This is a genomic window from Bradyrhizobium sp. NBAIM01, assembly GCF_020194115.1.
Taxonomy (GTDB): Bacteria; Pseudomonadota; Alphaproteobacteria; order Rhizobiales; family Xanthobacteraceae; genus Bradyrhizobium; species Bradyrhizobium yuanmingense.
Genome location: NZ_JADYVU010000014.1, coordinates 133531 through 152787, shown reverse-complemented (window position 1 = coordinate 152787; position 19257 = coordinate 133531). Strand labels below are relative to the sequence as shown.

General features: G+C 65.5%; 20 protein-coding genes. 8 read left to right on the top strand and 12 right to left on the bottom strand.

Features of this window, described 5'->3' with window-relative positions:
* Positions 1-106: 106 nt before the first annotated feature.
* Positions 107-922 (top strand): 4-hydroxy-tetrahydrodipicolinate reductase, encoded by an 816-nt coding sequence (gene dapB, locus I6F31_RS30770; RefSeq protein WP_036046077.1) that lies wholly within the window; start codon positions 107-109, stop codon positions 920-922.
* A gap of 26 nt (positions 923-948) precedes the next feature.
* Positions 949-1572 (top strand): 2,3-bisphosphoglycerate-dependent phosphoglycerate mutase, encoded by a 624-nt coding sequence (locus tag I6F31_RS30765; protein ID WP_036003261.1) that lies wholly within the window; start codon positions 949-951, stop codon positions 1570-1572.
* Positions 1573-1723: 151 nt separating this feature from the next.
* Here the strand turns inward: I6F31_RS30765 and I6F31_RS30760 are convergent, their stop codons facing one another.
* Together I6F31_RS30760 and I6F31_RS30755 are read right to left on the bottom strand one after the other, a co-directional pair.
* Entirely contained in the window at positions 1724-2620 is an 897-nt protein-coding gene (locus tag I6F31_RS30760; RefSeq protein ID WP_036024351.1) for a bifunctional helix-turn-helix domain-containing protein/methylated-DNA--[protein]-cysteine S-methyltransferase, read from the bottom strand.
* Between the two features lie 54 nt (positions 2621-2674).
* Positions 2675-3208 (bottom strand): DUF2244 domain-containing protein, encoded by a 534-nt coding sequence (locus I6F31_RS30755; protein ID WP_225186597.1) that lies wholly within the window; start codon positions 3206-3208, stop codon positions 2675-2677.
* A 22-nt stretch (positions 3209-3230) separates the two neighbouring features.
* Between I6F31_RS30755 and nth the strand changes: the two genes are divergently transcribed.
* A complete protein-coding gene (nth, locus tag I6F31_RS30750; RefSeq protein WP_225174070.1) occupies positions 3231-3983 on the top strand; it encodes an endonuclease III in 753 nt (250 codons plus the stop codon).
* 21 nt (positions 3984-4004) lie between these two features.
* Here nth and I6F31_RS30745 read toward each other — a convergent pair whose 3' ends face one another.
* The 3 genes from I6F31_RS30745 to I6F31_RS30735 form a co-directional block, all read right to left on the bottom strand.
* On the bottom strand, positions 4005-4745 hold the full coding sequence (locus I6F31_RS30745; RefSeq protein ID WP_225148381.1) for a sulfate transporter family protein: 741 nt from the start codon (positions 4743-4745) through the stop codon (positions 4005-4007).
* A 137-nt stretch (positions 4746-4882) separates the two neighbouring features.
* Positions 4883-5329: a nickel-responsive transcriptional regulator NikR gene (nikR, locus tag I6F31_RS30740; protein WP_109141916.1), complete on the bottom strand. Its 447-nt coding sequence runs from the start codon at positions 5327-5329 to the stop codon at positions 4883-4885.
* 124 nt (positions 5330-5453) lie between these two features.
* On the bottom strand, positions 5454-7904 hold the full coding sequence (locus I6F31_RS30735) for a heavy metal translocating P-type ATPase (protein WP_225186596.1): 2451 nt from the start codon (positions 7902-7904) through the stop codon (positions 5454-5456).
* 63 nt (positions 7905-7967) lie between these two features.
* On the opposite strand from I6F31_RS30735, the gene I6F31_RS30730 reads away from it, so the two are divergent.
* Complete coding sequence (locus I6F31_RS30730) at positions 7968-8243, top strand: metal-sensitive transcriptional regulator (RefSeq protein ID WP_036003300.1); 276 nt, start codon at positions 7968-7970, stop codon at positions 8241-8243.
* Positions 8244-8396: 153 nt separating this feature from the next.
* Here the strand turns inward: I6F31_RS30730 and I6F31_RS30725 are convergent, their stop codons facing one another.
* A complete protein-coding gene (locus I6F31_RS30725) occupies positions 8397-9362 on the bottom strand; it encodes a YiiX/YebB-like N1pC/P60 family cysteine hydrolase (RefSeq protein WP_225186595.1) in 966 nt (321 codons plus the stop codon).
* Between the two features lie 189 nt (positions 9363-9551).
* Here I6F31_RS30725 and I6F31_RS30720 point away from each other — a divergent pair, with 189 nt between their 5' ends.
* Entirely contained in the window at positions 9552-10940 is a 1389-nt protein-coding gene (locus I6F31_RS30720; RefSeq protein WP_225186594.1) for an NAD(P)/FAD-dependent oxidoreductase, read from the top strand.
* 190 nt (positions 10941-11130) lie between these two features.
* Here the strand turns inward: I6F31_RS30720 and I6F31_RS30715 are convergent, their stop codons facing one another.
* From I6F31_RS30715 to rpmI, 5 genes are all read right to left on the bottom strand, one after another.
* Entirely contained in the window at positions 11131-11901 is a 771-nt protein-coding gene (locus I6F31_RS30715; RefSeq protein WP_225186593.1) for a sulfite exporter TauE/SafE family protein, read from the bottom strand.
* The gene (gene pheT / locus I6F31_RS30710) at positions 11898-14306 is read right to left on the bottom strand and encodes a phenylalanine--tRNA ligase subunit beta (RefSeq protein ID WP_225186592.1); all 2409 of its coding nucleotides are present in this window, start codon (positions 14304-14306) and stop codon (positions 11898-11900) included. The genes I6F31_RS30715 and pheT overlap by 4 nt, the downstream gene beginning before the upstream one ends.
* On the bottom strand, positions 14303-15385 hold the full coding sequence (pheS, locus tag I6F31_RS30705) for a phenylalanine--tRNA ligase subunit alpha (protein ID WP_225186591.1): 1083 nt from the start codon (positions 15383-15385) through the stop codon (positions 14303-14305). Before pheS ends, pheT begins: the two co-directional genes overlap by 4 nt.
* A gap of 214 nt (positions 15386-15599) precedes the next feature.
* Positions 15600-15959 (bottom strand): 50S ribosomal protein L20, encoded by a 360-nt coding sequence (rplT, locus tag I6F31_RS30700; RefSeq protein WP_027550107.1) that lies wholly within the window; start codon positions 15957-15959, stop codon positions 15600-15602.
* Positions 15960-16038: 79 nt separating this feature from the next.
* Positions 16039-16239, bottom strand: a complete 201-nt coding sequence (rpmI, locus tag I6F31_RS30695; protein ID WP_008539890.1) for a 50S ribosomal protein L35 — start codon at positions 16237-16239, stop codon at positions 16039-16041.
* A 275-nt stretch (positions 16240-16514) separates the two neighbouring features.
* Between rpmI and I6F31_RS30690 the strand changes: the two genes are divergently transcribed.
* Positions 16515-16910 (top strand): hypothetical protein, encoded by a 396-nt coding sequence (locus I6F31_RS30690; protein ID WP_225148374.1) that lies wholly within the window; start codon positions 16515-16517, stop codon positions 16908-16910.
* A gap of 67 nt (positions 16911-16977) precedes the next feature.
* On the opposite strand, the gene infC is transcribed toward I6F31_RS30690, so the two are convergent.
* Positions 16978-17517 (bottom strand): translation initiation factor IF-3, encoded by a 540-nt coding sequence (infC, locus tag I6F31_RS30685; protein WP_074447655.1) that lies wholly within the window; start codon positions 17515-17517, stop codon positions 16978-16980.
* Between the two features lie 251 nt (positions 17518-17768).
* On the opposite strand from infC, the gene I6F31_RS30680 reads away from it, so the two are divergent.
* Together I6F31_RS30680 and I6F31_RS30675 are read left to right on the top strand one after the other, a co-directional pair.
* Positions 17769-18557: an alpha/beta hydrolase gene (locus I6F31_RS30680; RefSeq protein ID WP_036045665.1), complete on the top strand. Its 789-nt coding sequence runs from the start codon at positions 17769-17771 to the stop codon at positions 18555-18557.
* A 194-nt stretch (positions 18558-18751) separates the two neighbouring features.
* Positions 18752-19219: a nuclear transport factor 2 family protein gene (locus I6F31_RS30675; protein ID WP_036024382.1), complete on the top strand. Its 468-nt coding sequence runs from the start codon at positions 18752-18754 to the stop codon at positions 19217-19219.
* The last annotated feature ends 38 nt before the right edge of the window (positions 19220-19257 follow it).

The following is a 19257-nucleotide window of genomic DNA, read 5'->3' as shown; positions in this document are numbered from 1 at the left end:
TTTACCCTCCCCCTCCAGGGGAGGGTAAAGGCACGCATCGCCCTCTTGGGCCTCGGTTGCCGGAACTGCCTCCCCCCGCTACAACGGCCTCGAAGAGGATCACACCATGTCCGACATGCGCTTGATTGTTGCGGGAGCCGGCGGCCGGATGGGCCGGGCGCTGGTGCGGGCGATTGCTGAAAGCGAGGGCGCCGTGCTGGCCGGCGCGCTGGAGGCGCCGGGCTCCCAGCTGCTCGGCAAGGATGCCGGCGTGCTCGCCGGCCTGCCCGCCAACGGCATCAAGCTCTCCGCCGATCTCTGGGCGATGTGCAAGGAGGCCGACGGCATCCTCGATTTCACAGTGCCTGCGGCGACCATCGCCAATGTCGCGATCGCCGCCGAGCGCGGCCTCGTGCACGTCGTCGGCACGACCGGCCTGTCCGGCTCGGACAATGCCGTGATCAAGAGCGTCACCAATCGCGCCGTGGTGGTGCAGTCGGGCAATATGAGTCTTGGCGTCAATCTGCTCGCCGCCGTGGTCAAGCGCGTTGCCAAGGCGCTCGACCAGAGTTTTGATATCGAGATCGTCGAGACCCATCACCGTATGAAGGTCGATGCGCCTTCGGGCACCGCGCTGATGCTGGGCCAGGCCGCAGCGAGCGGCCGCGGGGTTACTCTCGATGACCATTCCGAACGCGGCCGTGACGGCATCACCGGCGCCCGTCGGCCGGGCAATATCGGTTTCGCCTCCTTGCGCGGCGGCACCGTGGCCGGCGACCACAGCGTCACCTTCCTCGGCCCGTTCGAGCGCCTGACGCTGTCGCATCAGGCCGAGGACCGCATGCTGTTCGCCCATGGTGCGCTCAAGGCCGCGCTGTGGGCGCACGGCAAGAAGCCGGGGCACTACACCATGGCCGACGTGCTCGGCCTCGACGATATCTGATCCAATCAAGCAACGGAAAGCAGTCAATGAGCGAACGCCTTCTCGTGCTCGTGCGCCACGGCCAGAGCGAATGGAATCTGAAGAACCTGTTCACGGGCTGGAAGGACCCTGACCTCACCGAGCTCGGCGTGAAGGAAGCCAAAGAAGCCGGCCGCAAGCTGAAGGCACAGGGCCTGGTGTTCGACGTCGCCTACACCTCGGTGCTGACGCGCGCGCAGCACACGCTCGATCTCATCCTCGCTGAGCTCGGCCAGGAGGGTCTGCCGACTTCGAAGGACCTCGCGCTCAACGAGCGCGACTACGGTGATCTCTCCGGTCTCAACAAGGACGACGCCCGCAAGAAATGGGGCGAGGAGCAGGTGCTGATCTGGCGCCGCTCCTACGACGTGCCGCCGCCCGGCGGCGAAAGCCTGAAGGACACGCTCGCGCGCGCGTTGCCGTACTACGTGCAGGAGATCCTGCCCGGTGTGCTCAACGGCAAGCGCACGCTGGTTGCCGCCCACGGCAACTCGCTGCGCGCGCTGATCATGGTGCTGGAGAAGCTCTCGCCCGAAGGCATTTTGAAGCGCGAGCTCGCCACCGGCGTGCCGATCATCTACCGCCTCAACGCGGATTCGACCGTGGCCTCGAAGCTGGATCTGGCGGGGTAGACTTTGCCGCAAGCGCGGTGCCGTAGGGTGGGTTAGACGGCGACTGCGCAAAGCGCAGTCGCTGGCGTAACCCACCACTTCTGTTCTGCGGAAACCAGAGAGGTGGGTTACGCTGCGCTAACCCACCCTTCGAAATCCTACTGCATCTTGCCTACTGCAGCCCCAGCTGCCCGGCCTCCCAGCCCAGCATCGCCTGCTTGCGGGTGATGCCCCAATGATAGCCGGTGAGCGTGCCGCTCTTGCCGAGTGCGCGATGGCAGGGCACGACGAAGGAGACCGGGTTCTTGCCGACGGCGGCACCGACGGCGCGTGAAGCCTTGGGATTCCTGATGTTGCAGGCGATGTCGGAATAGGACACTGCGCGGCCCATCGGAATCTTCAAGAGCGTCTCCCACACCCGCACTTCGAAATCGGTGCCGATCAGCACCACGCGCAGCGGCTGATCCGGCCGCCACAATTTTGGATCGAAGATGCGCGCGGCGAGCGGCGCGGTGCCTTCGTGATCTTCCACATAGGTGGCGTTCGGCCAGCGCCGCGTCATGTCGGCGAGCGCGATCTTCTCCTCGCCGTGATCGGCGAAGGCGAGGCCCGACAGGCCGCGATCGGTGGCGATCACGATCGCGGTGCCGAACGGCGAGGAATGGAAGCCGTAGCGCAGGGTGAGGCCGGCACCGCCGTTCTTCCATTCGCCCGGCGACATCGCTTCATGGGTGACGAAGAGGTCGTGCAGCCGGCCCGGCCCGGACAGGCCGGAGTCGAGCGCCGCGTCAAGGATGCTGGCGGAATCCCTGAGCAGGTTCTTGGCGTGGTCGAGGGTGAGTGCCTGCATGAAAGCCTTCGGCGTGATCGAAGCCCAGCGGCGGAACAGATGGTGCAGCTCATCCGGCGTGACGCCAGCGGCATCCGCCATCGCCTCGATGGTCGGTTGCGCGCGCCAGTTCGCCGAGATGAAGGCGATCGCCCGCCGCACCGAATCATAGTCGCGCAACGCGGCGTTCTGGGTGCCCGGCCTGGCCAGGCGCTGGTCATGTATCGCAAGGGTCATCATGACCGGAAATGTAGGGGAGGGACTGGCGCGAAACCACCCGATTTCCGACTGTGCTCAGGTCGCCGGATGATAGGTCGGGCCACGCCGCGCGGCGTTGAGAGCCCCCACCAAGGCATTGTAAAAGCTGGCCTTTTCTGCCGGCCCGAGAAAGCCCGCGATAAGCAGGCGGCGGCCGCGGGAGATCAGATAAAGGTGCTCGATGCCGTATTCCTCATCGACCTCCTGGTCGAGCCGGACCCAGAGCGGATTGAAGGTCCATTCGGCAACCTGGCCACGATGGCTGACGCGCCGCACCCGCAATTCCGACGGCGTCACCACGATTTCCTCGCTGGCCCGTGCCGCGCGAAAATTGACCTTGAAGGCCCACCAGATCACGAGCACGTCGAGACCGAAGAAGCCGAACACCGGCCAGGCGCCCATCATCAGGAAAGCGAGGCCCGTGACGAAGCCGACGGTGCTCAGGAACAGCATCACGGCGAGAAAGCCGGTGCGGTTCAGCGAGCGGTGCGGCGTCAGCAGCGCGGAGAAGATCTGAGGCTCATCCTCGCTCTCAGATCGCGATCGCGCAATTTCGTTGCCTGTGCTCATCGTCCATCAGTATATCCCGATCATGGCGAAAATCACCCGCAAGCCGGTCCCGCGCAAAGCGGCGGTGCCGAAGAAAATGGCAAGACCGGCCGCGACCAAGCCGAAGGCGCCCGCGAAGAAATCACTTAAAGCCACAAGACCGTGGACGCCGGCCGAGGTCCACGAAGTCTTCAGCCGTTTCCGCAAGGCCAATCCGGAGCCCAAGGGCGAGCTCGAGCACGTCAACCCGTTCACGCTGCTGGTCGCGGTGGTGCTGTCGGCACAGGCGACCGATGCCGGCGTCAACAAGGCGACGCGTGCGCTGTTCGAGGTTGCCGACACCCCGCAGAAGATGCTCGATCTCGGCGAGGAGCGCTTGCGCGAGTACATCAAGACGATCGGCCTCTACCGCACCAAGGCCAGGAACGTGATCTCGCTGTCGGCCAAGCTGCTCAGTGAATTCGGCGGCGAGGTGCCGCGCACGCGGGCCGAGATCGAGTCGTTGCCCGGCGCAGGTCGCAAGACCGCCAACGTCGTGCTCAACATGGCCTTCGGCGAGCACACGATGGCAGTCGACACCCACGTCTTCCGCGTCGGCAATCGCACGGGCCTAGCGCCCGGCAAGACGCCGCTCGAGGTCGAGCTCGGCCTCGAAAAAGTGATCCCGGCCGAGTTCATGCTGCACGCGCATCATTGGCTGATCCTGCACGGCCGTTATACGTGCATCGCGCGCAAGCCACGCTGCGAAGTCTGCCTGATCAACGATCTCTGCCGCTGGCCGGAGAAGACGGTGTGAGGCAGCGCTGCCTCGGCGCCGCTATCGCACCTGCCGCGCCGGCTCGATCAACTCGGGCCGCGGGCCTGACAGGCGCTTGTGCATGTGGACCATGAAGGCCATGCCGAAGATCGGCGTCGCCAGATTGACGATCGGGATCGAGACGAAGGCGGCGATGAACAGGCCGGCGGTGAAGATGGTCGCGGCATTGTCGCGCCGCATCGCCTTGGCCTCCTCCGGCGGGCGGAAGCGCATCGCGGCGAGCTCGAAATATTCGCGGCCAAGCAGCCAGGCGGCGGCGAGGAAGAAGATCAGGAAACCGGCGCCGGCGAACAGCACCAGCGGCAGAGCGGCGAGATAGACCAGGATGGCCACGAGCGCGGTCTTGATGCCCTCGAGCATCGCCCGGCTGAACGGCAGTGCCGCGCCCGGCCGCTCGGCCGGATAATGCTCGCGCTCGACGATGTCGGCGACGTCGTCGACGAACAGGCTCGCCACCAGCGAGGTGATCGCCGGCATCAGGAAGATGCCGCCGAACACGACGCCGAGACCCGTCACGATCGAGACGATCCAGGAGAGAACCTCGATCGAAGAATGCCAGCCCGGCCCGAGCAGGCCTTCCAGCCACACCTCGCCGGAGGTCGCAAACCAGCTGAGCAGCCGCTGCAAGCCGATCGCCAGCACGGTGATCAGCACCAACGCGAGCCCGATCGACCGCCACAGGATCGAGCGCATCGGCGGCGAGATCAATTGCGACAGCGCCTTAATGGCGGCATCCAGCATGGGGGACCCTCTGAGGTAGACACTGCGCGAGAGGTAGACACCGGATGCGGCTTCGGCAAGGGCGGTGGGCCGTCTCCCCTTGTCGGTGAAGGTGGCGCGATTTCTTCTTTACCCTCCCCTGGAGGGTAAGATTCAGCCTAGTCGTGTCTATGCCCGTGCTTGCGCGCCTTCGCCGACTTGCCGTCCCCCGTCGGGATCATCACCACGCGGCCGTAGCGCACGCCGCGTTCGGCGATGATGTGATCGGCGAAATGCCTGACCTCGGAGGCCGCGCCGCGCAGCGCCGTCATCTCCATGCAATTGTTGTCGTCGAGGTGGACATGCAGCGTCGCCAGCGCGAGGTCGTGGTGGCCGTGGAATTCCTGCACCAGCCGTTTCGACAGATCGCGCGCTGCGTGGTCATAGACGTAGATGAGGCCGGCAACGCATTGGCCGGTTTGCGCGGTGTCCTCGGCGCTCTGCTGCAGGCCGGCGCGCGCGAGGTCGCGGATGATCTCGGAGCGGTTCTGGTAACCGCGCGCTTCGGCCGCGGCGTCGATCTCCGCCAGGAGATCGTCCTCGATCGTGATGGTAATCCGCTGCATCAGATGCTCCCGCTTATGTCCTCTGAACCGTAGCCCGGATGGAGCGAAGCGCAATCCGGGACGGTGCAATATGCGGCAGGACCCCCGGATTTCGCTTACGCTCCATCCGGGCTACACAGCGTCCTTACAGCCGCGTCGCACGCAGCCGCAGCGCGTTGCCGACGACGCTGACCGAGGACAGCGCCATCGCCGCCGCGGCGATGATCGGGGAGAGCAGCAGACCGAACGCCGGATAGAGAACGCCGGCGGCGATCGGAATCCCGGCGGCGTTGTAGATGAAGGCGAAGAACAGGTTCTGCCGGATGTTGCTCATCGTCGCCTGCGACAGTTTTCGCGCGCGGACGATGCCGACGAGGTCGCCCTTGAGCAGCGTCACGCCGGCGCTCTCCATCGCCACGTCGGTGCCGGTGCCCATGGCGATGCCGACCTCGGCCGCCGCCAGCGCCGGCGCGTCGTTGACGCCGTCGCCGGCCATGGCGACGCTGCGGCCGGCCTTCTGCAGCTTGGTCACTACCGCGCTCTTCTGGTCCGGCAGCACTTCGGCCTCGACCTCGGCGATGCCGAGCCGGCGCGCCACGGCCTCGGCCGTGGTGCGGTTGTCTCCGGTCAGCATGATCACCTTGATGCCTTCCGCCGCGAGCGCCTTCAGCGCCTCCGGCGTCGAGGCCTTGACCGGATCTGCGATCGCAAACAGGCCGGCAAGCCGGCCGTCGACGGCCATGTTGATCACGGTGGCGCCGTCACCGCGCAGCCGCTCGGCTTCGGCGGCGAGCGAATGGGTGTCGACGCCGATCGACGACAGATATCTGGCATTGCCGAGCACGATGGTCTTGCCGTCGACCTTGCCCGTCGCGCCCTTGCCCGTCGGCGAGTCGAACTGCTCGACCTGGCCGAGGGTGAGCTGCTTTTCCTTGGCCGCGCGCACGATGGCGTCGGCCAGCGGATGCTCGCTGGCGCGCTCGACGGTGGCCGCCAGCCGGAGGATGTCTTCTTCCGCGAAGCCGGACGCCGGCGCGATCGTCACCACCTTGGGCTTGCCCTCGGTCAGCGTGCCTGTTTTGTCGACCACGAGCGTGTCGATCTTCTCCATACGCTCCAGCGCCTCGGCGTTCTTGATGAGCACACCGCCTTGCGCGCCGCGGCCGACGCCGACCATGATCGACATCGGCGTCGCGAGGCCGAGCGCGCAGGGACATGCGATGATCAGCACGCTGACAGCCGCGACCAGGCCGAAGGCCAGCCGCGGCTCCGGTCCGAACCAGGCCCAGGCACCGAAGGCGGCGAGGGCAACGACGATCACGGCCGGCACGAACCAGCCGGAGACCTGGTCAGCCAGGCGCTGGATCGGGGCGCGCGAGCGCTGCGCGTCCGCGACCATCTGCACGATCTGCGACAGCAGCGTCTCGCGCCCGACCTTGTCGGCACGCATGATGAAGCTGCCGGACTGGTTCAGCGTGCCGGCGATGACCTTTGCGCCGGTCTCCTTGGTGACCGGCATGGATTCGCCCGTTACCAGCGATTCATCGAGCGACGAGCGGCCTTCGAGGATGATGCCGTCGACCGGCACCTTCTCGCCGGGACGGACGCGCAGGCGATCGCCGGCGTGCAGCGTGTCGATCTCGACCTCGTGCTCGCTGCCGTCGGCGTCGACGCGGCGCGCGGTCTTCGGCGCGAGCTGCAGCAGCGCCTTGATTGCGCCCGAGGTCGCATCACGGGCGCGCAGCTCCAGCACCTGGCCGAGCAGCACCAGGACGGTGATGACGGCGGCCGCCTCGAAATAGACTGCGACCGCGCCCTCATGGCCGCGGAAGGTGGCGGGGAAGATCTGGGGCGTGACCGTGCCGAGCACGCTGTAGACATAGGCAACGCCCGTACCCATCGCGATCAGCGTGAACATGTTGAGATTGCGCGTCAGCAGCGATTGCCAGCCGCGAACGAAGAACGGCCAGCCGGCCCACAGCACCACGGGCGTTGCAAAGACGAGCTGGATCCAGTTCGACACGGTCGGATCGATCCAGCTGTGGGGGCCTGCGAGATGGCCGCCCATCTCCAGCGCGATCGGCGGCAGGGACAGCACGCCGCCGATCCAGAACCGCCGCGTCATGTCGGCGAGCTCGGGATTGGGGCCGGTCTCAAGGCTTGCGACCTCAGGCTCCAGCGCCATGCCGCAGATCGGGCACGTGCCCGGACCGACTTGGCGGATCTGCGGGTGCATGGGACAGGTGTAGATCGTGCCCGCGGGCATCTCCGGTTCGGGCGCCTTGTCCTTGGCAAGATACTTGGCGGGATCGGCGGCGAACTTGGTGCGGCAGCCGGCCGAGCAGAAATGGAATGTCTCGCCGCGATGTGTGATGCGATGCTTCGAGGTCGCGAGATCGACCATCATGCCGCAGACGGGATCTTTGACCTTGGTTGCGGCGTCGCCGTGGTGATGGTCGTGGCCGGCATGATCGCCGTGGCCGCCGCAGCACGAGGAAGCCTCGGGTTTCGCAGCCGGCGCTGCAGCTTTCGTGGAACAGCCGCATCCGGAATGCGTTGCCGCGCTGTGACGATGCTCGTGCTCGTTGTCGTTCATTGCCATGTTCCGGCCTTTGCGCTTGCTCTTGAAACCTATACCCGGTAGGGGTATATAGACCCCATGCGCAAAGACATCAAGGCATCCGTCGGAAAACGCCTCGGCCGGATCGAGGGCCAGGTTCGTGGCCTCTCGAGAATGGTAGAGGAAGACCGCTACTGCATCGACATCGTGACGCAAATCGCGGCGGTGCGCGCCGCGTTGCGCCGGGTCGAGGAAGAGGTTTTGAAGGATCACGTCGCCCATTGCGTCGAACACGCCATCGCGAGCGGCGACAAGGCCGACCAGCGCGCCAAGATCGCGGAGCTGATGGCGGTGATCGGACGGGCGGATCGGTAGCGCGCGCTCTCTCCACCGTCGTTGCTTCGCTGCGCTCGTGGCGAAGTCTCGTAGGGTGAGCAAAGCGGAGCGTGCCCACCATCGATCAGTGATCGCGCCAGAAAGTGGGCAAGGCGCTTTGCGCCTTTGCCCACCCTACGAGACCGTGCGAACCTAAGCCGTCATCTCCCGCGCCCGCGCGCGATACATCGCGAGCTCGCTCAGTTGTACAAAATGCTCGGAGAAAGCCACGCTGGCTCGCGCAGGCGGCGCGCTCACTTCTTGAGCCGGAATTTCACCCGACGTCGCTTCGTCAGCCGCTTCAGGAGCGAGCGGCGGCGCCACGAGCGCTTCTGGAAACACACTGAATGAGCCCGCCACCTCCTCGAGCGGCTTCTGCTTGTCTGCCCAGTGCAAGGCGGTGTAGTCGAACCCGTGCACGATGGTGGGTTTGACGACTTCGAAATAGGGCGAGATGTCGAAGTCGCGGGGCATGTAGAGCGAGGAATCGCGGATGTGCAGGATCTCGCGCCGTGCGGCGCGGCTGCCGGCCTTGGTGATCTTCGGCAGGATCGGGTAGCGCACGGCGTCGAAGGCCTGCGCGATCAGCGCCGAGCAGATGATCTTGGTCGGGTCGCCCGAGCCGATCGCGATCATGCGTCGGCGCCAGCGCTGCGGTATCGGCAGCGGGAACAGATAGCGCATGAGGTCGACGATGTTCTTGGTGTCGTAGCCGAAGCCGATGCGGTTGATCGCATAGCGGCACACCGTGGTGCGATCCTCATAGGACAGCCCGACCGGACGGCAGACGCGGGTATGATAGGGGAAATATTTCGACAGCGGCGCCGAGGTGACGCCCTCGCCGATATTGGCCTCGATCAGAACATGCGGCTCGCCATTGGACTCCTCTGCCCCATCAATCGGACCGACATAGAGCGCGGCGTGCGACCAGGTCGACTGCGTCAAGTATTTGATGATGCCGGAGATGCGGTTGTTGCCCTCGACCAGCAGCACGTCGCCGGGCTCGATGATGCCGCGCAGATGCTCGGGGTCGCTCGGCGTGAACGGCTCATAGCCCGGCACCTCCTTTGAGAGGTACGCGGCAATCACCTTGCCGACAGAATCCAGGACCGTCCCCATCTCAACCCCCCACGGCCTTTTCCGGCCGTCTTTTTCCCTTCTCTATCATGGTCGAAACGTGTTGCAATTCGGTTCATCACTCTGTGAGATCAAGCATGGTTGATTCACCATCCTGGTTGCTGCGCAACATCGGATACGGCAAGGTTCGCGGGCTGTTCACGTTCGCCGCAAGTCCCCGGAAACCATGACATGACAATCACGCGCCGCGGCTTTCTTTCGGCGTCGGCGGCCCTTGCGGCGATGCCGGTGCTGCGCGCATCCGCCGCGCCCCTGCCGCGCGAGGCTGACATCGTCGTGATCGGCGCGGGGGCGGCGGGAATTGCCGCGGCGCGGCGTATCTTGGCAACGGGCCGCAAGGTCATCGTAGTGGAAGCGGCCGCGCAAGTCGGCGGCCGCTGCATCACCGACAGCACGACCTTCGACACGCCGTTCGACCGCGGCGCGCGCTGGATGTACAATCCGGACACCAACCCGATGATCCGGCTGGCGCGCAGTGCCGGGCTGGACGTGCTGCCGGCGCCCTCGGGCCAGAGAATGCGCATCGGCCGCCGCAATGCCCGCGCGGGCGAGACCGAGCAGTTCCTGGCCGCCCTGGTGCGCGCCAACCGCGCCATCGACGAGGCCGGGCGGGGCAAGCTCGACACCTCCTGCGCATCGGTGATGCCGAAGGATCTCGGCGACTGGGCCGGCGCGGCCGAGTTCATGCTGGGCGCGAGCTTTGCCGGCAAGGACCTGAAGGAGCTCTCCGCGATCGACAAGGGACGCGCGCAGGACCGCAACGCGGCGATCGCCTGCCGGCAGGGTTTGGGCACACTGATCGCTAGGCTCGCCGAGCAGGCGCCGGTGGCGCTGTCGACGCCGGCGAGCCGCATCGCCTGGAGCAATCGCGACGTCAGCATCGAGACGCAAGCCGGCAAGATCGCGGCGCGCGCCGCCATCGTCACGGTCTCGACCAATGTGCTGACATCGGGCGCGATCAAGTTCGCGCCCGACATTCCCAAGCGGACGCTGGATGCGGCATCGAAGCTCAGCCTCGGTAGCTACGATCGCATCGTGCTGCAGCTGCCGGGCAATCCGCTCGGCCTGTCGCGCGACGATATCCTGATCGAGCAGAGCAATTCGACCCGCACGGCGCTGATGTTAGCCAATATCGGCGGCTCCTCGCTGTGCTCGATCGATGTCGGCGGCTCGTTCGGCCGCGATCTCGCCGAGCAGGGCGAGAAGGCGATGGTGGCTTTCGCCAGGGAATGGATCACGAAGCTGTTCGGCAGCGAGGCCGCTTCCGTGGTGCAGAAGACCAGCGCCACGCGCTGGAACGCCTCGCCTTACGTCATGGGCGCGATGTCGGCAGCCTCGCCGGGCGGCCAGCTGTCGCGAAGGACCCTGGCCGAGCCGATCGGCAATGTGTTCCTCGCCGGCGAAGCCACGCACGAGACGCTCTGGGGCACCGTCGACGGCGCCTGGGAAAGCGGCGAACGCGCCGCCGATGCAGCCCTGCGCAAGATCGGCGCGCTGAAGGACGAGCCGGCCGACGTGCCGACCCAGTCGACGAAGAAGCGGCGCGTGCCGAAGCAGTAAGACGATCAAGCCGCGATAAATTCCACTGTCGTCCGGACAGGCGCAGCGAAGCGGAGCGCAGATTCGGGACCCATACTCACAGGGAGTGGTTTGGCGAAGACTCGGAGTTGCCACCTTGCCCCATAACCACTCCCCGGGGTTATGGGTCCCGGGCTCGCGCTACGCGCGCCCCGGGACGACAGCGGAGATGTTATCGCAGCACGCCATCCAGCACCGGCAATCCAAAGATCACCGCCATCGCAATCAGCGCGTAGCAGATGCCGCGAAACACCCTCTCGCTGGCGCGGCCGAACAATGAGCTGCCGAACGCAACGCCAACCGCATAGACCGGGCCGACGATCAGCGACAGCACCAGCGATTCGCGGCTGATCAGGCCGGTCGTCGCGTAGCTGACCATCGAGAAGAAATCCGAGGCGCCGAAGAACAGCACGATATTGGCGCGCGCGACCATCGGCGCGATCGGGCGGCCGAGCCAGTAGCCGACGATCGGCGGGCCGCCGGTTTGCGCGAGCCCGCTGCAGAAGCCGGAGAGGCCGCCGATGCCCACCGACAGCCAGGCATGGTCCTTGCCGCGATAGCGCCAGCCCGACAGCAGCAGAAGGAGCAGCGCCGCTACGAAGCAGGAGATGATCCAGCGCGTGGTAACGGGTTCGAGCACGCTGAGGAAATAGGTGCCGATGGGTACGCCGATCAGCGCGCCCAGCACTATCACGGCCGTGGCCTTGCGATCGGCCTTCCGCCATGCATCTGGCAGCAGCGGCGCGGCTGCGACGAAATCGATGACGAGAAGCAGGGCAGCAACGAGCCGCGGTGCCGCGATGCTGCTCGCCAGCGGCATGAAGATCAGCGCCGAACCGAAGCCGGAGAAGCCGCGCGCTGTGCCCGAAACGAAAGCGACGGCGCAGAGCGCCGCCGCGATCGTGAGGCTGACGTCCTTCGGAAGGAAGTCAGCAGGACTCATCCGCGCAACGTGCCGCCGGTCTTCTTGGTGACCTCGGCCACGATCTTCGTGGCGACGGCCTCGATCTCCTGATCGGTCAGGGTTTTCTCGCGCGGCTGCAGCGTGATCGCGATCGCGATCGACTTCTTGCCGTCATCGATGCCCTTGCCTTCGTAGATATCGAAGACATTGACGCCGGTGATCAGCTTCTTGTCGACGCCTTGCGCCGCGCGAACGATGTCGCCGGCCTTGACGGCGCGGTCGACGATGAAAGCGAAGTCACGCGACACCGGCTGGAACGCCGAGAGCTCGATCAAGGGCTTGGCGCGCGTCGGCTTCTTCTTCGCCTCGGGGATGCGGTCGAGGATCACCTCAAACACGACAAGCGGCCCGTCGGCGCCGAGCGCCTCGAGGGCTCTCGGGTGCACTTCGCCGAAATATCCGAGCACGTTCTGCGGTCCGATCTGGATCGTACCGGAGCGGCCCGGATGCAGCCAGCCGGGACCACCCGCCACGATCTGCAGCGCCTGCATCGGCGCGCCGGCTGCCGCCAGCACCGCCAGCGCATCGGCCTTGGCGTCGAACACGTCGGCCTGCGCCGAGCCGGTCCAGTGCCGGCCGAGCCCTTCGGACGAAGTAAGGCCGCGGCGCACGCCACTCGCCGCCATGAACTGGTCCTGCGGGCGATCGCCCTTGAACACCTGGCCGACCTCGAACAGCGCGACATCGCCGAAGCCGCGATCGGCATTGGCCTGCGCCGCCGCGATCAGGCCGGCCAGCAGGGTCGGGCGCATGTCGGAGAGATCCGAGGCGATCGGGTTGGCAACCTCGAGCTCGCGCTGTCCGCCGCCGAACAATTCGGCCGCAGGCTTGGCGATGAACGACCAGGTCACGGCTTCGACCATGCCGCGGCTCGCGAGCGCGCGCCGCGCGCGGCGGTTGCGCAGCTGCAGCGGCGTCAGCACCGGCTTGCGCGGCTCGTCGCCGCGCTCGAACGGCGTCATCGGCACCTTGTCGACGCCGAAGATGCGGACGATCTCCTCGACGATGTCGGCCTTGCCGTGCACGTCGGAGCGCCACGAGGGCACTGCGACCTTTACCACCGGGCCGGGACCCGCCATCATGAAGCCGAGATGGGTCAGGATGCGCTTCATCTCGACCTGCGGCACCTCGATGCCGGAGAGGCGCTTCACTTCCGTGACCGGGAAGTCGATCATGTGGTCGTCGGCGAATGATTTGCCGACCACGATCGTTTCGGACGGCGTGCCGCCGCACATCTCCATCACCAGCTTGGTCGCGAGCTCGATGCCGGGCACCATGAAGGCCGGATCGACGCCGCGTTCGAAGCGGTAGCGCGCGTCCGAATTGATGCCGAGCTTGCGGCCGGTCTGGGCGATGTTGATCTCGTTCCACAGCGCCGATTCGATCAGCACGTCTGTGGTGTTCTCGTCGCAGCCCGATGCTTCGCCGCCCATGATGCCGGCGAGCGATTCGACGCCGTGCTCGTCCGCGATCACGCAAATGGCGGGATCGAGATTGTAGGTGCGGCCGTCGAGCGCCAGCAGGCTCTCGCCCTCGCGCGCGCGGCGCACGACGAGATTGCCCTTCACCTTCTTGGCGTCGAACACGTGCAGCGGGCGTGCGCGGTCGTAGGTCACAAAATTGGTGATGTCGACCAGCGCGTTGATCGGACGCAGGCCGATCGCGGTCAGCCGCTTCTGCAGCCATTCCGGTGACGGCCCATTCTTGACGCCACGCACGAGGCGGAGCGCGAAGCCCGGGCAGAGCGTGGCATCCTCGACCGTGACCTTCACGGGGCAGGGGAATTCGCCTTTGATCGGCTTGATCGTGGGATCCTTGAACTTGCCCATGTCGGCGGCGGCGAGATCGCGCGCGATGCCGTGCACGCCGGTGCAGTCCTGCCGGTTCGGCGTCAGATTGATCTCGATGACGGGATCTCCGAGGCCGGCCCATTCGGCATAGGCAGCACCGATTGGCGCGTCCGCCGGCAATTCCATGATGCCGTCATGATCGTTGGAGATCTGCAGCTCGGCCGCCGAGCACAACATGCCGCGGCTCTCGACGCCGCGGATGGTGCCAACGCCGAGCGTGATATCCTTTCCGGGAATGTAGGTGCCGGGTGGCGAAAACACGCTGACGAGCCCGGTGCGCGCATTCGGCGCGCCGCACACCACCTGCACCGGCGCACCACCGTCGCCGGTGTCGACCATGCAGACGCGCAGGCGATCCGCATTCGGATGCTGCTCGGCCGAGATCACCTTCGCAATGGTGAACGGCTTCAGCGCCTTCGCCTTGTCCTCGATGTTCTCGACCTCGAGCCCGATCATGGTGAGCTTGTCGGCGAGTTTTTCGAGCGGCTCGTCGGTCTCGAGATGATCCTTCAGCCAGGAGAGGGTGAATTTCACGTGCTGAGCCCTCCGGCAAGCGTTGGCACTTCGAGCGGCTTGAAGCCATAGTGGCTCAGCCAGCGGACGTCGCTGTCGAACAGCTGGCGCAAATCGGCGATGCCGTATTTCAGCATGGCGATGCGGTCGATGCCCATGCCCCAGGCGAAGCCCTGGTACTCGTCGGGATCGATGCCGCAGGCGCGCAGCACGTTGGGATGCACCATGCCGCAGCCGAGAATCTCGAGCCAATCCTCGCCCTCGCCGAAGCGGATCTCGCCCTTGTCGCGGTGGCACTGGATGTCGACTTCGAGCGAAGGCTCGGTGAACGGGAAGAACGAGGGCCGGAAGCGCATGTTGATGTGGTCGACCTCGAAGAACGCCTTGCAGAACTCGTGCAGGATCCATTTGAGATGGCCGAGATGCGAGCTCTTGTCGATGACGAGGCCCTCGACCTGGTGGAATTGCGGCGTGTGGGTCGCGTCCGAATCGATGCGATAGGTGCGGCCCGGGCAGATCACGCGGATCGGCGGCTTCTGGCTCAGCATGGTGCGCACCTGCACCGGCGAGGTGTGGGTCCGCAGCAGCATGCGCGAGCCGTCCTGCTTCGGATGGAAGAAGAACGTGTCGTGCATTTCGCGCGCCGGATGGCCTTCCGGGAAATTCAGCTTGGTGAAGTTGTAATCGTCGGTCTCGATGTCGGGGCCTTCGGCCACCGAGAATCCCATGTCGGCGAAGATGGTGGTGAGCTCGTCCCAGACCTGGCTCAGCGGATGGATGCGGCCGGCCTCAGCCGGCGCATCGCGCAGCGGCAGGGTCACGTCGACGGTCTCGGACGCCAGCCGCGCATCGAGCGCCGCCGACTTCAGCACATCGCGCCGTACCGCGAGCGCCTGGCTGACTTCGTCCTTGGCCTGGTTGATCGCCGCGCCTTGCGTCTTGCGCTCGTCCGGCGACATCTTGCCGAGCGTGGCGAGCAGCGCCGAGATCGAGCCCTTCTTGCCGAGGGCTGCAACACGCACGGCCTCGAGCGCGGCCTCGTCGGCAGCGGCGGCGATGTCGGCGATGATCTGGGCTTGGAGCTGGGCAAGATCGGTCATGGCAATCCCTTTTGGCCAGGATGCTGAGCCGATGATCCTAGCCCGTCACGCCCGGCCAAAAGCGCGAAGCGCATCTTCGCGTTAGATTCGCCGGGCATCCACGTCGGAGAAGTGTATGCGCGAGAGATGACGGCCGGGGCGATGAACGCGCGACACGCGCCTCTGCCCGGGCCATCACAAGCTGAACGCTGCGCAAGTCGCGCAGTGGGGCGGCTTACGCCGCCAGCGCGGCTTTGGCCTTCTCGGCGATCGCTTGGAACGCGGCGGGCTCGCGGATCGCGAGATCCGACAGCACCTTGCGGTCCACGGTGATGCCCGACTTGGCAAGGCCGTCGATAAATCGGCTGTAGGTCAGGCCGAACGGACGGACCGCGGCGTTGAGGCGCTGGATCCAGAGCGCGCGGAAGGTGCGCTTGCGACGCTTGCGGTCGCGGAAGGCGTATTGCTGGGCCTTTTCCACGGCCGGCTTGGCGGCGCGGATGGTGTTCTTGCGGCGGCCATAGAAGCCCTTGGCGGCCTTGTAGACTTTCTTGTGCTTGGCGTGGGCGGTCACACCGCGTTTGACGCGAGACATGACGAGATCCTTCAGAGATGACTTGGTTATCGGATCGCCGCGGGATGCGCGGCAGAGGTGGCAATGATCGTGGACCCGATCAGGCGTTCGGCAAGAAGTACTTCTTGACGTTGTCGCCGTCGGTCTTGAACAGCACGCGGGTGCCGCGGAGCTGACGGATCTGCTTCTTCGTCCGCTTGATCATGCCGTGACGCTTGCCGCGCTGGGCGTGCATCACTTTGCCGGTGGCAGTCACCTTGAAGCGCTTTTTAGCGCCCGATTTGGTCTTCAGCTTGGGCATTTGGCTCTCCTAATGGCCACAGAGATCCGCCCGCGAAGGCGGCTGGACCGTCAAAAATGCTCGTTAGAGCGTTGATTGTGCTCAAGTTTTGCGAACAGGCGCGAAACCCGCACGAGACACCGCCACGGCAGCCCGTAAATCAGCCGGGCGGTGAAGGCTGGGCTTATGACAGAGGAGAGGCCAATTGGCAACGATGAACCGCCGCAACCTGCCCGCCGACTATTGAACGCTGCCACCCCTCATGTCCAAGCCTTCTCGCCTGAAGCAGGTCCAAAATGGCTCATTTCCCGCAACTTCTGATTTCATTCGTCCGCCCGCGCCCTCTGGCGCTGTTCGCCGTGCTCGCCGCGGCTGCGCTGCCACAGGCGGCTGACGCCCGCGCCGGCGGCTATGACGGCATCTGGAACGTCACCTTCGCCACCACCCGCGGCAATTGCAGCTCGGGCTACAGCGTTCCCTTCACCGTGACCGGCACCCGCGTCTCCTCCGCCGGCGGCGGCCGGGTCTCGGGCCGGGTCAACCGTTCCGGCGCTGTCGCCGTGCAGGTCTCGGTCGGCGCCTCCCACGCCAGTGGCGGCGGCCGGCTCGCCGGCGTGAACGGCGCCGGGTCGTGGAAGGGAATTATCTCCGGCGACCAGTGCAGCGGAACCTGGCAGGCGACGAGGACCTGACACACAAAACGGCCCGCCGGGGATCCGGACGGGCCGTTGAATTCTCGAGGTCCTAAAGCGTTGCGCGTCAGCGCGGTGCCAGCACCATTACGACCTGGCGACCTTCGAACCGCGCGTCCTGCTCGACCTTGGCGAGCTCGGCGACGTCGGTCTTGATCTTGTCGAGCAACTTGGTGCCGATCTCCTGGTGCGCCATTTCGCGGCCGCGATAGCGCAGCGTGATCTTGACCTTGTCGCCCTCTTCGAAGAAGCGCTGCATCGCGCGCATCTTCACGTCGTAATCGTGGTCGTCGATCATCGGACGGAGCTTGATCTCCTTGATCTCGACGGTCTTCTGCCGTTTGCGGGCTTCCGCGGCTTTCTTCTGAGCGGAATACTTGTACTTCCCGTAGTCCATGATCTTGCAGACGGGAGGGCTGGTATTCGGCGAAATCTCGACCAGATCCATCCCGACTTCCTGCGCCATGCGGATGGCGACGACGGTCTCGACCGTGCCTTTGTTGTCACCGGTCTGGTCGATCAGCTGGATTTGCGCATTGCGGATATCATCATTGATGCGCGGCCCGTCTTTGCTGGCAGCGGGCGGAGCTTTATTAGGACGGCGAATGGGTGGTTCTCCAAAGTTGTGAAAGAAGCGGCTATTTTGAAGGAAGATGCGTTTGCCGGCAAGCAAGTCGCTGGTGCGAGGCGCGAAAAACCCTCAAATGCGAGGCATTTTGGTCACGGCCCTCGGCACGCTGACCGACATAGACACCTTGCCTCTGTTCCGCAAGCGTCCCAAAGGACCAATAGCGATGCCGGTCGTGCTTTCGGAACAGGTCCGGACAGCTCAAACCGCACAGCCAGAGTAAACGTTCCATGACCGACGCAATTCCCGATGCCGCGCTTGAATTCATCGATGTGGGCGAGGGGCCGTCCGCACGCAGGATCGCGGTGCGCCGCCGTCCCGGAAAAGGCCCCGGCCTGGTCTGGCTGGGCGGATTCAAGTCGGACATGCAGGGCGGCAAGGCCGTGGCGCTGGATGCCTGGGCCCACGAGCGCGGCCGCGCAATCGTCCGGTTCGACTATTCCGGCCACGGCGAATCCAGCGGCGATTTCGCCATTGGGACGATCGGCAGCTGGCTCGAGGATAGCGTTGCGGTGTTCGAACGCTTCTGCGACGGCCCGCAAATCCTGATCGGCTCGTCGATGGGCGGCTGGATGGCGCTGCTGCTCGCCCGCGAGATCAGGAAGCGTGCCGGCAAAGCGTCGCTTGCAGGGCTCGTGCTGATCGCGCCGGCGCCCGATTTCACCGAAGAGCTGATGTGGAAGAATTTTTCGCCCGCAGTGAAGAAGGAGATCGAGACCAAGGGTTTCTGGCTGCGCCCGTCGGAATATGGCGACGGCTCGCCCTATCCGATCACGCGGAACCTGATCGAGGAGGGACGCAATCACCTCGTGCTCGGCAGCGCCATCGATCTCGGCTGCCCCGTCCGCATCCTGCAAGGCGCGAAGGACCCTGATGTGCCCTGGCAGCACGCGTTTGCGCTGACTCATCGCCTGCCGGCCGACGACGTCGTGCTGACCATGATCCAGGACGGCGATCACCGCCTCTCCCGCCCGCAGGACATCGCGCGCATTCTTGCGGCGGTGGCTGAGATCGGGTGATGTGTCCTCTTCCTTCTCCCCTTGCGGGAGAAGGTGGCTTCGCGAAGCGAAGTCGGATGAGGGGTTCTCTCCACGGGCCCGAATGAGAGTTGGACTCGCGGAAGCAACCCCTCACCCGAACGAAATGCGCGTCAACGAGCGGAGCTGGCCTCTCCCGCAAGGGGAGAGGGCATAACAACTGGGAGGCAACGCCAATGACCACCACCGCCATGCTGCGCGCCTTCTGCGATGCCGTCGAGCAGCGCAACGGCGAAGCCTTCGCCCAGCTGTTCACCGAGGACGGCGTCTATCACGATGTCTTCTACGGCGCCTTCGCCGGCCGCGCGAAGATCGCCGCGATGATCGACGACTGGTTCTACCGCACGGCGACCGATTTCCGCTGGGACATGCATGATCCCGTCACCGACGGCACCACGCTCTATGCGCGCTACACCTTCAGCTATAGATCGACCCTGCCGGAAGCAAACGGCGCGCGGGCGATGTTCGAGGGCGTTGCGATCATGACGCTGAAGGGCGGCAGGATCGCGAGCTATCACGAGGTCGCCAACACCGCGCCGGCGTTCGTCGATTTGAACTTCGCCCCGGAGCGGATCGCGAAGATCGTCGCCAAGCAGGGTGCCGAACTGAAGGCGCGGCCGGAGATGCAGCGGCATTTGGACTAGGTCGTCATTCCGGGGCGCGCGAAGCGCGAACCCGGAAT

Bases quoted from the DNA above. Each gene is read 5' to 3' on its own strand.
- I6F31_RS30745 (WP_225148381.1), bottom strand. From the start codon at position 4,745: ATGCTGGATGCCGCCATTAAGGCGCTGTCGCAATTGATCTCGCCGCCG.
- I6F31_RS30690 (WP_225148374.1), top strand. From the start codon at position 16,515: ATGGCTCATTTCCCGCAACTTCTGATTTCATTCGTCCGCCCGCGCCCT.
- nth (WP_225174070.1), top strand. From the start codon at position 3,231: ATGGCGAAAATCACCCGCAAGCCGGTCCCGCGCAAAGCGGCGGTGCCG.
- I6F31_RS30735 (WP_225186596.1), bottom strand. From the start codon at position 7,904: ATGAACGACAACGAGCACGAGCATCGTCACAGCGCGGCAACGCATTCC.
- I6F31_RS30725 (WP_225186595.1), bottom strand. From the start codon at position 9,362: ATGGGGACGGTCCTGGATTCTGTCGGCAAGGTGATTGCCGCGTACCTC.
- pheS (WP_225186591.1), bottom strand. From the start codon at position 15,385: ATGACCGATCTTGCCCAGCTCCAAGCCCAGATCATCGCCGACATCGCC.
- rplT (WP_027550107.1), bottom strand. From the start codon at position 15,959: ATGTCTCGCGTCAAACGCGGTGTGACCGCCCACGCCAAGCACAAGAAA.
- I6F31_RS30730 (WP_036003300.1), top strand. From the start codon at position 7,968: ATGCGCAAAGACATCAAGGCATCCGTCGGAAAACGCCTCGGCCGGATC.
- dapB (WP_036046077.1), top strand. From the start codon at position 107: ATGTCCGACATGCGCTTGATTGTTGCGGGAGCCGGCGGCCGGATGGGC.
- I6F31_RS30715 (WP_225186593.1), bottom strand. From the start codon at position 11,901: ATGAGTCCTGCTGACTTCCTTCCGAAGGACGTCAGCCTCACGATCGCG.
- I6F31_RS30765 (WP_036003261.1), top strand. From the start codon at position 949: ATGAGCGAACGCCTTCTCGTGCTCGTGCGCCACGGCCAGAGCGAATGG.
- rpmI (WP_008539890.1), bottom strand. From the start codon at position 16,239: ATGCCCAAGCTGAAGACCAAATCGGGCGCTAAAAAGCGCTTCAAGGTG.
- nikR (WP_109141916.1), bottom strand. From the start codon at position 5,329: ATGCAGCGGATTACCATCACGATCGAGGACGATCTCCTGGCGGAGATC.
- I6F31_RS30720 (WP_225186594.1), top strand. From the start codon at position 9,552: ATGACAATCACGCGCCGCGGCTTTCTTTCGGCGTCGGCGGCCCTTGCG.
- I6F31_RS30680 (WP_036045665.1), top strand. From the start codon at position 17,769: ATGACCGACGCAATTCCCGATGCCGCGCTTGAATTCATCGATGTGGGC.
- I6F31_RS30755 (WP_225186597.1), bottom strand. From the start codon at position 3,208: ATGAGCACAGGCAACGAAATTGCGCGATCGCGATCTGAGAGCGAGGAT.
- I6F31_RS30675 (WP_036024382.1), top strand. From the start codon at position 18,752: ATGACCACCACCGCCATGCTGCGCGCCTTCTGCGATGCCGTCGAGCAG.
- I6F31_RS30760 (WP_036024351.1), bottom strand. From the start codon at position 2,620: ATGATGACCCTTGCGATACATGACCAGCGCCTGGCCAGGCCGGGCACC.